Below are 11915 nucleotides of genomic sequence, written 5' to 3'. Positions count from 1 at the left end.
GCCGGGTGACACAGCGCGGCGGTCAGACGTATCAGTACGACGGGTGCGGTCGGCTGTCGGTGAAACGGGAAGTGCGGCCGGGGTTCAGGGCGAAGGAGACGCACTTTACGTGGGACGCGCAGGACCGTCTGGTGGGGGTGAGTTTGCCGGACGGTGCGCGATGGCGGTATGGTTACGATGCATTCGGCCGCCGAATCAGCAAGGTGCGCGAGGGCCAGGTGCCGTCGGCGCAGGCGGTAGCGCGGGTGGCGTACCGGTGGGACGGTGACCAGCTGTCGGGTCAGACGCAGTACCGGGTGGACGGCAGCGTGGCACGGGCGGTGCAGTGGGTGTACGAGCCGGGGAGTTTCCGGCCGCTGGCGCAGGTGGAGGCGCAGGAGGGGGAAACCCGGCTGCACTACATCGTGACGGACCTGACGGGGACGGCGCGTGAGCTGTGCAGCGAGGCGGGCGAGGTACACTGGCGTGGCGAGCAGGGGCTGTGGGGCGCGCACCGTGAAGACCGTCGCCCCATCCCGCTGCGGCGCTGGCTGGGTGACGCGGCCAACGAGGAGGTATACTGCGAGCTGCGTTATCAGGGGCAGGTGTGGGACGCGGAGACGGGGCTATATTACAACCGTCACCGTTATTTTGACCCTGAGACAGCGCAGTACCTGTCGGCGGACCCGATAGGTTTAGCGGGAGGGCTGAGGCCGCAGGGGTATGTGCATAACCCGATGGAGTGGATTGACCCGCTGGGTTTGGTGAAAACACCACCGTTAGGTAGTGAACTTAATCCCTTTGCAACATCGCGTGCTGCTCGCCGTGAAGCGATGCGCCAGGCAAAAATACCAACAAGCCAACAGCCAATAAGCCAGTCTAAGAATGCCTCTGGTTGGGAATATCGATATGAAACTACTATGCCAGGAGGAGGAAAGGGACAAGCCTCAGTACAACAACAAACAATGGACTCTAGCCATATAGATCAACCCCATTGGGAGGCTGGCGAAGTTAAAATGGACGACTATGGAAAACCGAGAATGAGTAAATATGGCAGACCTCAACTTCGCAATGGTAAAGGGAAGGCTTATTATGAATCGGAGAAAATATGCAGCGGGAAAAAATAGATTCTTATAAAAGAGAGCTTTTATATCGAAAGGCTCATGGTAAAGTGATCTTTGATAAGTTAAAAGAGAAACTGAGCTTGCTTTTTCCTGATGAGGATGACTTCACTTTTCTTTCATTGAAAGAAACAGATGAGATTGTTTTTCATGTTAATGAAAAAAATATTTTGATTGAAGATGAACGGGCTTTTCTTTCTTATTTTGAGTCAATTGGATATTTGAATGGTAATCTGAGGCTGTGTGATTATTATTTATTGCTTGATGAAGATTGGAAGTATTGCGGGGCTATTGTATTAAAGTCAGGGTTTAAAATCTCAGAAAATTTTGATTTTGATGAAGTAACTAGTGATGAAATTCGATTGATATCATGCGATCTTAAGGAGAAAATTTCTCTTGATTACAGTAATTCAATCGGTAATGAACCTTTCGAATGTAGGTTCATTCGATATGATTAGTTAGGGGTTAAATTGGTGCAAGCGAAGGTAAACCTAGTCAGTGAATAAGAGTTGACGAAAGTGGCGGGACGATTCATGGACATCCGATTTCACAGAGAGAATATCAAAGGCTAATCAAATGATTGATATAGATTTTTCAATTAAAGGTGGCAATGTGACATTTGATGATTTTCCTATTAAGGACGGAGAGCCGCTAAGGGTTTATATCGATGATTTAAAAGAGGATATGCTTCAAGTTGAATTCCCGAAAGGATATATATTAGATGTTGGGTGGCGACCTTCTTTTGAAATTAATGGAAAGTTCTACGTGGTTTTAATTAAAGACTATGATTGGGAAAATCTAATATATTCTGAATCGGCACGTGACCTGAAAGAGTTAAAAAGTAAAATAAATAACGCGTTGAGAATAATATAAAAAAAGCCGGAAGCGATCCAACGATCCTTCCGGCTTTTTTCTATTTAACTGTCAGCGTTATTACGCCAGCATAGCACCCGATTCAGCCCGGATCATGATCCGGCCGGGTGAGGCTTCAATGCTGAACGGCGGGGTGAGTAAGCCACTTTGGGTGAGCCAGTCGCCTGCCAGCGTCAGTTCGCCGTTGTCACTGACCCAATCAGCTTCTTCCACAATCAGCCCCTTCGGTGTCGCTGCTATTCAGTTCGGTGACTAACGCACTCGTGGTGATTTTTGACGATGGTTGTGAGTGGCCGATGGAGTGACGCATGACCCACTCAATATCAGCAAGCAGTTATTAATTCTTTCGGTTTACCGTCACTGAGCCATAAACCATGAACACGTGGGGTGAACCTGACAAACCACGGTAACCTCCCTTGTCGTCCCTCCAGAGTTTTCGCTTTTTTCCCCGGCCATCTCCACGCATCGTAATATTTCCCTTATGGCGAGAACGTCCGTGCCTTATACCCAAAGCATCATGATGACTCGGTAGATAATCTTTGCCGGTATGGATGGCTGGGGTAGAGTAGATTATTCCCTGAACAGAAGCTTCAGATGGGAGAATAGGCTGCTAAAGCAGGTGACTGGTGTGAATGAATAAGGAGGGATGTATGGGAATTTCTCCGGCGCTGGTTGCGCGGGCTATTGAATGGCGGCGCAAATTACATGCTAACCCGGAATTGGGCTATCACGAGCGCCAGACCGCCGAGATGGTGGCGACGTTGCTTGCTGACTTTGGTTTTCAGGTTCATACCGGCCTGGCGGAGACGGGTGTTGTCGGAACGCTGGAGAACGGCCCCGGTCCGGTTATTGGGTTGCGGGCTGATATGGATGCACTGCCGGTGACTGAACTGAGTGGTCTGGCTTATCAATCCCGACATGCTGGTGTCATGCACGCCTGTGGGCATGACGGGCATACCGCTATGTTACTGGCCGCTGCCTGCCATCTCAGTGAAACCCGGCGCTTCAGCGGTACGGTGCGGGTAGTGTTTCAACCGGCGGAAGAGAATCTGGGGGGCGCGCGCCGTATGGTGGAAGAGGGGTTATTTTCCCGTTTCCCTATGGATGACATCTATGCGTTGCATAACTGGCCGGGGCTGCCAGCCGGGCATGTCGGGCTAAGCAGTGGGGCGATGATGGCTTCTCTGGACTCGTTTGAAATCGTGCTGATCGGCAAAAGCTGTCACGCCGCCATGCCGGAAAACGGTGCCGACCCGATTATGGCCGCCTCTCAACTGGTACTGTCGTTACAAACTATCCCTTCACGACGCCTGTCACCCCAGTCATCTGCGGTGATCAGTATCACGCAGATTAACGGTGGCGAGGCTATCAACGTTATTCCTGAAAAAGTGGTGCTGCGCGGTACGCTGCGCTGTCTGCAACCGTCAATACGCGAGCAGGTGAAGGCGTTGATTGCACAGTTTGTGGCGCAAATCCCCGAAGCATTCGGTGTTACAGGGTCTATTGCCTATTACCCTGGCTATCCGGTTACCCAAAATGATGCCCGAGCGGCGCAAACGGTGCGAGACGTTGCTGAGGCAACGTTTGGCGCAGGCCAGGTGCATTGGGAAATAGCCCCCTCCATGGCATCGGAAGATTTCGCCTGCATGTTGGAACACTGTCCCGGCGCTTATTTCTGGTTAGGCGCTGATGGCGATACACCATCCCGCCCGTTGCATAATGCCTGTTATGACTTCAATGATGCGTTGATTCCACCCGGTGCGGCCATGTGGGTCGCATTGGTGGAAAAACGGTTACCGATTGGGTAAGTGTTTCCCGTCTATGCCCGTCATACTGCGAGTTGCAGGTGCGTTGTTCAATACGCCTGTGTGTTGGTCTGCAATTCGAATAACTGAGGGAATAGGTGAGGTGCTGGAATTATTGACATTAATGGAAACTCTATTTCCTATAAATGTGGTTTTTATTTTGTCTTGATTCAAATTGCAATTCGGTTCAATAAATAGAGAAAACTGTCCTCTATTGTGCTGATATCAGGCCGAGGAAAACGGTTTTTCTTCTGGAAATTCAGGATAGTTCTATCATGCTATGTGTCTTTTAATGGTGCGATAATTGCGGTGTTTTATTTTCTTTTTATGACAGAAGTGGTGATTAAATGTTTCTTTTTCTCTATGGATTGGCATGGAAATAATCATTTTTTCGTCATGTGAATATTCCATATAAATAACCATTTTATTCATCATTAAAGATTAGCATGATAATTATTTTAATATCTAACTAAATTAGACGGGCCAAAAATAGCCTTTTTTTGGAAAATTGTAATGCAGGTTTATGTCACTACTTTATCGCTAATATCACATGTTTTCATTGTGTCTGATTGACTTATATTTTTGTTTTTTATGTGTTTTTTGTGTTTTTGGAGCTTGAGGTCATCAAAAGTATATTAGCGTTGACCATGCGTCAGCGTTATGTGTATGATTGGCTAACGAAGCAGAAATATATCTACACATTTTGAATACAGTTCTGTCGTTTTTTATTGGCTTACTGATTCCATACGGTTTAAGAATGCGTTGAGTGAATGCGCCGAGGCGGCGGGTTCTATATTCGTGCATATCGTCGGTCGAAAAACAAACATATCCGAAATAATTCGAGTTGCAGTAAGGCGGCAACCGAGTGAATCCCAGAGTACTTACATCAGTAAGTGACTGGGGTGAATGAGGGCAGCCAACGCACCTGCAACTCGAAGTATGACGGATATATACCCTAAATAATTCGAGTTGCAGGAAGGCGGCAACCGAGTGAATCCCCAGGAGCTTACATCAGTAAGTGACTGGGGTGAGTGAGGGCAGCCAACGCACCTGCAACTCGAAGTATGACGGGTATAGCTTATTTGTTCGCTGAACAGCCCGGTCTGTCATGGATTCTGGCGGGTTTTCAGTAGGATTCGACCTTATTTTTTCGGGCCAGGGTGCCCTCACGTTGGTATTGACATATGGCAAAAGGAACTGACGGTGCATCTGTCGCACCAAAGGAACGTATTAATATCAAATATGTCCCGGCCACGGGTGGTCAGCAGGCGGAAATTGAATTGCCGCTTACGCTGATGGTGGTGGGAAATATGAAAGGACGCACAGAAGAGACGCCGATCGAAGAACGTCAAACGGTGTCTATCGACAAGAATAACTTCACCTCGGTGATGAAAGAAGCCAACCTGGAACTGAATTTCAGCGTGTCTAACCGTCTGGAAGAAGACAGCCAGGATGATCTCCCCGTCAAACTCAGCATTGCTTCGCTGAATGATTTCTCCCCTGATCGTATTGCCCAGCAAGTGCCGGAACTGCGCAAACTGCTGGAACTGCGTGAAGCCTTGGTCGCGCTGAAAGGGCCGTTGGGGAATATTCCCGCTTTCCGTAATCGCCTGCAGGATCTGTTGTCCAGCGACGAAGCCAGAGAGCAGCTGCTCAAAGAGCTGGATCTGGTGAAACCCGCCGAATAATTGATGGTTACTGACGAGAAGGGAAACAAACATGTCAATGGTTGAAGAACAGGCCCAGACAGGCGCGGCCGGTGGTTCATCGTCGCTGCTTGAAGAAATCATGGCGCAGGCGCGCATCACCCCGGTGGACGAAGGTTATAACGTCGCCAAGCAGGGGATCGCCGCACTGGTAGCCAATATTCTGGACAGCGGTAACGCGGCCGAGCCGGTCAATAAGGCGTTGGTCGACAGCATGATCGTTGAGCTGGACAAAAAACTCAGCAAGCAGATCGACGTGATTCTGCACGCTCAGGAACTGCAAGAGCTGGAGTCCTCCTGGCGTTCGCTGAAACTGCTGATCGATCGCACTGATTTCCGCGAAAACATCAAAATCCTGCTGCTGCACGCGACTAAAAACGAGCTGCTGGAAGATTTTGAGTTCGCACCGGAAATTACTCAGTCAGGCTTCTACAAACACGTGTATTCCAGCGGTTACGGCCAGTTTGGCGGCCAGCCGATCGGTGGGGTGATTGGCGATTACGCGCTGACCCAGAGTTCGCCGGACATCAAGCTGATGCAGTATGTCAGCGCGGTGGGTGCGATGGCGCACGCGCCGTTCATCTCCTCCGTTGCGCCGACCTTCTTCGGCGTGGACAGCTTCACCGATCTGCCGTCCATCAAAGATCTGAAGTCGGTATTTGAAGGCCCGACTTACACCAAATGGCGTTCGATGCGCGAGTCAGAAGATGCCCGCTATCTGGGGCTGACGGCACCGCGTTTCCTGGCCCGTCTGCCTTATGACCCGGTAGAAAACCCCATCAAAGGGTTTAATTACAAGGAAGACATCAGCGCCAACCACGAACACTATCTGTGGGGTAACACCGCGTACCTGATGGGGACCGCCATCACCGATAGTTTCGCTAAATACCGCTGGTGCCCGAACATCATCGGCCCGCAGAGCGGTGGTGCCATTACCGATCTGCCGGTGCATGTGTATGAAGCGATGGGTCAGTTGCAGGCCAAGATTCCGACCGAGGTGTTGATCACCGACCGCCGCGAATACGAAATGGCCGAAGAAGGCTTCATCACCCTGACCATGCGTAAAGACAGCGACAACGCCGCGTTCTTCTCCGCGAACTCGGTGCAGAAACCCAAGGTATTCGCCAATACCAAAGAAGGTAAAGAGGCGGAAACCAACTACAAACTGGGTACTCAGCTGCCGTACATGTTCATCATCAACCGTCTGGCGCACTACATCAAAGTATTGCAGCGCGAGCAGATCGGTTCCTGGAAAGAGCGTCAGGATCTGGAGCGTGAGCTGAACAACTGGATCAAGCAGTACGTTGCCGATCAGGAAAACCCACCGGCAGATGTACGTAGCCGTCGTCCGCTGCGCGCCGCTCAGATCAAAGTACTTGATGTGGAAGGCGAACCGGGTTGGTATCAGGTGACCATGGCTGTGCGCCCGCACTTCAAGTACATGGGGGCAAATTTCGAACTGTCCCTGGTTGGGCGTCTGGATAAGGAATAACGACTGATGCCGTCGCTCTCTGCCTGGGAGCGGGGATCTGCGGCCAGCCTGTTTGATCGTATCCGGGGAGAGGAGCGCCGCTCTTCTCCCGAAACGGAGTTGGAAGACTTGATCGAGTCGGTGAAACGCCAGCTCGATCAAGTACTGAATACGCGTCCCGGTAGTTGTCGCAGCGCACCCGAGCTTGGTGTCATTGATTTTAATGATGCCACGCAGGGCGGCGCGGATATCCGGGGCAAAATCCGTGAAGCGATCCGACAGTGTATCTGCCGCTTTGAACCGCGCATTGTCCATGTGGACGTCAGTGCATCGGACTATCTGTCCAATCCGCTGGAGATGTCGTTTCAGGTCACCGCACATGTGCGGCTGGAAGACCTGGAGCAGGTCACCTCCTTCAATATTCATATGGACAGCCACCGCCATTACAGAATGATGTGATTATGTCACTGGAACATTTCTTCAGGGATGAACTCGCCTATTTACGCCTGCAAGGGCGTGAATTCGCCAATGCACACCCTGAACTTACCCGATTTTTGTCAGAACAGACCACGGATCCGGATGTCGAGCGGTTGCTGGAAGGTTTTGCCTTTCTGACCGGCAGCCTGCGGGCGAAGATCGAGGATGAATTTCCGGAACTGACACACGGCCTGCTGGGTATGTTGTGGCCGAACTATTTACGTCCGGTGCCTAGCATGACCATCATGCAGTTCTCGGTGCTGCCCGGTGCTATCGCGCAACCGGCGTTTGTGGCGCGCGGCTGCGAACTGGACAGCCTGCCGATTGATGATGTGGTCTGCCATTTCCAGACTTGTCACGATGCCTGGATCTATCCGGCGGATATCCGCCAGATCAACGCGCAAAGCGGCAACGACATGTCCGCCATCACGCTGGATATCGGCCTGCACGGGCCACTCGCGTTGGGGGATTTGCAGCTGGATAAACTGCGTTTCTTCCTGGGGGGCGACCGCTACACCGCTTACGAACTCTATTTCTGGATTGCCAGCCAGCTGTCGCACATTGAGCTGGAAATTGACGGTAAACGCTTTCGACAGGAAGCGAATGTGCTGAAAACCGTCGGTTTTGAGCGTGAAGACGCCATGCTGCCATACCCCGGTAATGTTTACTCCGGCTACCGTATTTTGCAGGAGTATTTCTGCTTTCCGGAAAGTTTTCTGTTCTTCCAGTTGTCCGGTGCCAGTTGGCCTAATCAGCCGCTGATGGTGACGGATTTTAAACTGCACTTCTGCTTTGACCGGCCATTACCGGCGGAACTGAAAATCCGCCCGGACTCGTTCATGCTCAACTGCGTGCCAGCCATCAATCTGTTCCGCCATGACAGCGAACCTATCAATCTGGATGGTCGCCAGACCGACTACCCGCTCAAGGCCAGTTATCGCCACGCCGACAGTTTCGAAATTTTCTCCATCGACAAGGTGGAAGGCTGGGTGGAGGGCAACAGCGGGCGTTCGCGCGGTATTCCACGGCTCTATCAGCCTTTTGAAAGTTTCCAGCATCAAATCGAGCGGGCCAAAGGGCGGCTGGCGCTGTATTACCGCATCCGGGTGCGTGAAGCGGTCAGCGGTGACGGCTTTGATCACCTGCTGTCGTTTGTGCGTGGCGACGAGAAAGAGGTGATCGATCTTGATGAGTCCATTTCGGTCACCCTGACCTGCACCAACCGTTCGCGTGCGGCGCAGTTGCCGGTGGGGGCCATCTGCGTGCCGACCGGCAGTTCACCGTCGTTCGCCACTTTCCGCAACCTGATTCGGCCGAGCCGCCCGCTGCGTCCGGCGCTGGATGGCAGCCTGCACTGGACGCTGATCTCCAACCTGTCGCTGAACTATGTGTCGCTGCTGCGGCGTGATGCGCTGGTGCAGATTCTGCGTACTTACGATTTCCCCGCGTTGCATGACAAGCAGGCGGAGCAGGCGTCACGCAAACGGCTGGCGGGGATCGAGACGATTGAAACCACGCCGGTGGACCGGCTGGTGCAGGGAATGCCGGTACGCGGGCTTAAGTCGGTCTTGTCGGTGCGGCAATCGGCGTTTTCCAGTGAAGGTGAACTCTACCTGTTCAGCACTGTACTGGCGCACTTTTTCTCGCTGTACGCCAGTGTTAACGCCTTCCACTTGCTGGAAGTGGTCAACATCGATAACAAGGAGCGCTACCGATGGCCGGTGCAGATAGGTCAGCACTCGATGATGTAATGCACGGTCAGGCGATGTTTCGCCAGGACGCGCGCCACTTCAACTTTTTCCAACTGGTGGAATTACTGAACCAGATGGAGGGCGTTGATCTGGAGCAGGCGCTCGACTTCCGGCCGGAGCTGGAACGCATTCGCTTTCGTTCCACCGCGTCGATTGGCTTTCACCCCAGCGATGTACTGCGGGTAGGGGAAGATACTGACGGTCGGCAAGAGCTGGAAGTGGCGTTTCTCGGTCTGCACGGCAGCCAGTCGCCGATGCCGGGGTATTACCTTGAAGAGCTGGCGTGGGAATACGCTCAGGGCGAGCAAAAGCTGGGCGTGTTTCTCGATTTTTTCCATCATCGATTGCTGACGTTATTGCACCGTGCCTGGCGTAAATACCGCTATCACGTGCGTTTCCAAAATGATGGCGAGGACGGTTTTTCCCGGCTGATGTTCGCGCTGGTGGGGTTGGGTAATGATGCCGTGCGTGACAGCTTACCGGTCAACCGGGCCAAGATGCTGTCTTACGCCGGTCTGCTAGCCAGCCCCAGCCGCTCGCCGGAGGTGGTGGCGGGCCTGGTTATCCACTGCTTTGACCTGGAAGACGTCGAAGTCATCGCCTGGCAACACCGCAAAGTGCCGATTTTTGAAGATCAACAAAACCGGTTAGGGCGCGCCAACAGCGTGCTGGGCGGAGATTTTGTCATTGGTGACAAGGTAAACGACTGCGCCGGTAAATTTCTACTCAAGGTGGATAACCTCAGTTTCAGTCGTTTTCTCAGTTTTCTACCCAACGGCGAGCATTTTCAGCCGCTGGTGCGTTTTGTTTCCTTCATCTTGCGTGATCAACTGGCCTGGGACCTGCGCCTCGGTTTTGCCGACGGAGAGGCCAGAGGCTTGCGGCTGGGTGATGACCAGAGCAGTCGTCTGGGATGGAGCAGCTTTCTTGGGCAGCCACCGGCCGACCCGTATGTGACGATTTGTGTGCAGGAGTAATTGTGAACGACAACAACCCACTCACTCTGGTTGTGCTCAACAGCGAACAGCTGGATATCAATTCGCAGGTGCAGCACCGGTTTGATCACCGCGGCGGCACGCTGGGCGCATCGGAAAAGGATCAGTGGCAACTGCGTGACCGGCTCGGGGCGGTCTTGCCGGAACATGCGCGCATCGAACTGCAGGACGGCCAATTCTGTGTGTGCGACCTGAGCGGCCAGACCTTCATTAACGGCGCGTTATCGCCTATCGGCCGTGATCGTCGGGTGTATCTGGCGCAGGGCGACGAACTGGTGATCGGTCCGTTTCGGCTGGGGGTCTATCTCGATGATCCGGCGCACGAGCAAGACATCGATCAGGTCCTGGGGCAACGCCCCGGTGACGTACTGGAAGGGTGGCTGGGGGAAGAACGACGCAATACGCCCGCCGACGAGGCGACGGCGGACCGATTTAACGACCCGTTGTGGGCGTTGCAGCAGGAACAAAGCCGCTCGCCGCTGGCAACGGAGGGTGAGCACGGCGACGAACTGCCGACCTCGCTTTCTTCTTTTTCTGCCGTTGAGGACACCATGGATCAGAAATTTGTGGAATTACCGACCATTGATAACCCCCACGCTGGGGCGAATCTGGGTGGGCCGACTGATGCTGTAACGCTGGCACCACTGTTGCGTGGGCTGGGTGTATCGCTCAATACCGGTGATGCGCAGCAACTGCACGAGATGCTCGAAGAGATGGGCCGCAGCCTGAAGGCGATGGTGGAAGGGTTGTTGACGTTGCAGGCCGACCAGGCCGCACTGGCGGATACGCATTTGCGGCCGATCGAAGACAACCCGCTGCGGCTGGGGCTGGATTACACCGACACCTTATCGCTGCTGTTTGCTGACGATAAAAGCCCGGTGCATCTGTCTGCCCCGGCGGCGATCAGTGAAGTGCTCAGCAATATGCAGGCGCATCACCGGGCTAACCAGCAGGCGATCGCCGTGGCGCTGGAAAGCATTTTGCAGGCGTTTTCGCCAGCGGCGCTGTTGGGGCGGTTCGAACATTATCGCCGTAGCGGCGAACGACAAGCGCTGGACGACGGCTGGGCATGGCAGATGTATCAGCACTACTACCGCGAGCTGACCTCACCGCGTCAGCAAGGGTTCCAGAAACTGTTCCATCAGGTGTATGCGCAGGCTTATGACCGCGCAGTGCGCCAGCAACAGGAGCAGAAATAATGCTACGAGCCTTCATGCGCCGAACCGGGTGGTTATGCGTTTTGATGCTATTGCTTTCCGGTTGCACCACGCTTGGCAAAATGGCGAAGGTGGCGGCCAATCCGGATATTCAGATTGGCAACAATGATAACCAGCCGTCCACCGTGGGTTTCAGCCTGGTGGCGGAGCCAGACGTTAACCCCAGCGAGAGCGGTGATGCCGCGCCAATCGAGTTTCAACTGGTGATGCTGGCGGAAGACTCCCGTCTGCTGGCTACCGATTACGATCAGGTGACCACTGATATCGAAAAAGCCTTGGCTAAGAATTACATCAGCCATCAGGACTACACGCTGCTGCCGGGGCAGTTCAAATACCTGCCGCCGGTCAAGCTGGATGAGAAAGTGCATTACATCGGGGTGATCGCCAAGTACGCCGACCCGGACAGTGCTGAGTGGCGCAAGGTTATCAAGCTGAAAAACACCGGCCGCACTTATCAGCTTCTGGTGCATCTGCGCCGTGAAGAAGTCGAAATCAAGAAAGATCAAGAAGAAGAATAACT

11 protein-coding genes and 1 pseudogene are annotated in these 11915 nt (G+C 53.2%); 11 read left to right on the top strand and 1 reads right to left on the bottom strand.

What is annotated here, in order from left to right; genetic code table 11:
• The 3 genes from OB87_RS12415 to OB87_RS12405 form a co-directional block, all read left to right on the top strand.
• A partial coding sequence (locus OB87_RS12415) for an RHS repeat domain-containing protein (protein WP_235425273.1) occupies window positions 1-1106 on the top strand: 1106 nt, incomplete at its 5' end.
• Window positions 1088-1558 carry a hypothetical protein gene (locus OB87_RS12410; protein WP_033569739.1) on the top strand — a complete coding sequence of 157 codons (471 nt, stop codon included), beginning with the start codon at window positions 1088-1090 and terminating at the stop codon, window positions 1556-1558. The genes OB87_RS12415 and OB87_RS12410, both read left to right, overlap by 19 nt.
• Window positions 1559-1676: 118 nt before the next feature.
• Window positions 1677-1973, top strand: a complete 297-nt coding sequence (locus tag OB87_RS12405; RefSeq protein ID WP_033569738.1) for a hypothetical protein — start codon at window positions 1677-1679, stop codon at window positions 1971-1973.
• A 60-nt stretch (window positions 1974-2033) separates the two neighbouring features.
• Here the strand turns inward: OB87_RS12405 and OB87_RS12400 are convergent.
• Window positions 2034-2186: pseudogene (locus OB87_RS12400) on the bottom strand (SymE family type I addiction module toxin); the annotation flags it as partial.
• A gap of 437 nt (window positions 2187-2623) precedes the next feature.
• On the opposite strand from OB87_RS12400, the gene OB87_RS12395 reads away from it, so the two are divergent.
• From OB87_RS12395 to tssJ, 8 genes are all read left to right on the top strand, one after another.
• Entirely contained in the window at window positions 2624-3781 is a 1158-nt protein-coding gene (locus OB87_RS12395; RefSeq protein WP_033569737.1) for a M20 aminoacylase family protein, read from the top strand.
• A gap of 1181 nt (window positions 3782-4962) precedes the next feature.
• Complete coding sequence (gene tssB, locus OB87_RS12390) at window positions 4963-5466, top strand: type VI secretion system contractile sheath small subunit (protein WP_033569736.1); 504 nt, start codon at window positions 4963-4965, stop codon at window positions 5464-5466.
• A 31-nt stretch (window positions 5467-5497) separates the two neighbouring features.
• Window positions 5498-6976, top strand: coding sequence for a type VI secretion system contractile sheath large subunit (tssC, locus tag OB87_RS12385; RefSeq protein WP_033569735.1), 1479 nt, complete (start codon window positions 5498-5500; stop codon window positions 6974-6976).
• Between the two features lie 6 nt (window positions 6977-6982).
• Window positions 6983-7414: a type VI secretion system baseplate subunit TssE gene (gene tssE / locus OB87_RS12380; RefSeq protein ID WP_013317140.1), complete on the top strand. Its 432-nt coding sequence runs from the start codon at window positions 6983-6985 to the stop codon at window positions 7412-7414.
• Window positions 7415-7416: 2 nt separating this feature from the next.
• Window positions 7417-9183 (top strand): type VI secretion system baseplate subunit TssF, encoded by a 1767-nt coding sequence (gene tssF / locus OB87_RS12375; protein ID WP_033569734.1) that lies wholly within the window; start codon window positions 7417-7419, stop codon window positions 9181-9183.
• Window positions 9147-10160, top strand: coding sequence for a type VI secretion system baseplate subunit TssG (gene tssG / locus OB87_RS12370; protein WP_033569733.1), 1014 nt, complete (start codon window positions 9147-9149; stop codon window positions 10158-10160). The genes tssF and tssG overlap by 37 nt, the downstream gene beginning before the upstream one ends.
• Before the next feature lie 2 nt (window positions 10161-10162).
• On the top strand, window positions 10163-11377 hold the full coding sequence (gene tagH, locus OB87_RS12365) for a type VI secretion system-associated FHA domain protein TagH (RefSeq protein WP_033569732.1): 1215 nt from the start codon (window positions 10163-10165) through the stop codon (window positions 11375-11377).
• Window positions 11377-11913, top strand: a complete 537-nt coding sequence (tssJ, locus tag OB87_RS12360; protein ID WP_072025468.1) for a type VI secretion system lipoprotein TssJ — start codon at window positions 11377-11379, stop codon at window positions 11911-11913. Before tagH ends, tssJ begins: the two co-directional genes overlap by 1 nt.
• Window positions 11914-11915 lie beyond the last annotated feature (2 nt).

The sequence above is a fragment of the Dickeya undicola genome (assembly GCF_000784735.1).
In the GTDB taxonomy this organism is placed as follows: Bacteria; Pseudomonadota; Gammaproteobacteria; order Enterobacterales; family Enterobacteriaceae; genus Dickeya; species Dickeya undicola.
Note: the sequence above shows the minus strand (reverse complement) of the source record. Positions and strands in the feature narration are given on the sequence as shown.

Coding starts and splice junctions, on each gene's coding strand:
- OB87_RS12410 (WP_033569739.1), top strand. CDS start 1,088: ATGCAGCGGGAAAAAATAGATTCTTATAAAAGAGAGCTTTTATATCGA.
- OB87_RS12395 (WP_033569737.1), top strand. CDS start 2,624: ATGGGAATTTCTCCGGCGCTGGTTGCGCGGGCTATTGAATGGCGGCGC.
- tssB (WP_033569736.1), top strand. CDS start 4,963: ATGGCAAAAGGAACTGACGGTGCATCTGTCGCACCAAAGGAACGTATT.
- tssF (WP_033569734.1), top strand. CDS start 7,417: ATGTCACTGGAACATTTCTTCAGGGATGAACTCGCCTATTTACGCCTG.
- OB87_RS12405 (WP_033569738.1), top strand. CDS start 1,677: ATGATTGATATAGATTTTTCAATTAAAGGTGGCAATGTGACATTTGAT.
- tssE (WP_013317140.1), top strand. CDS start 6,983: ATGCCGTCGCTCTCTGCCTGGGAGCGGGGATCTGCGGCCAGCCTGTTT.
- tssC (WP_033569735.1), top strand. CDS start 5,498: ATGTCAATGGTTGAAGAACAGGCCCAGACAGGCGCGGCCGGTGGTTCA.
- tssG (WP_033569733.1), top strand. CDS start 9,147: ATGGCCGGTGCAGATAGGTCAGCACTCGATGATGTAATGCACGGTCAG.
- tssJ (WP_072025468.1), top strand. CDS start 11,377: ATGCTACGAGCCTTCATGCGCCGAACCGGGTGGTTATGCGTTTTGATG.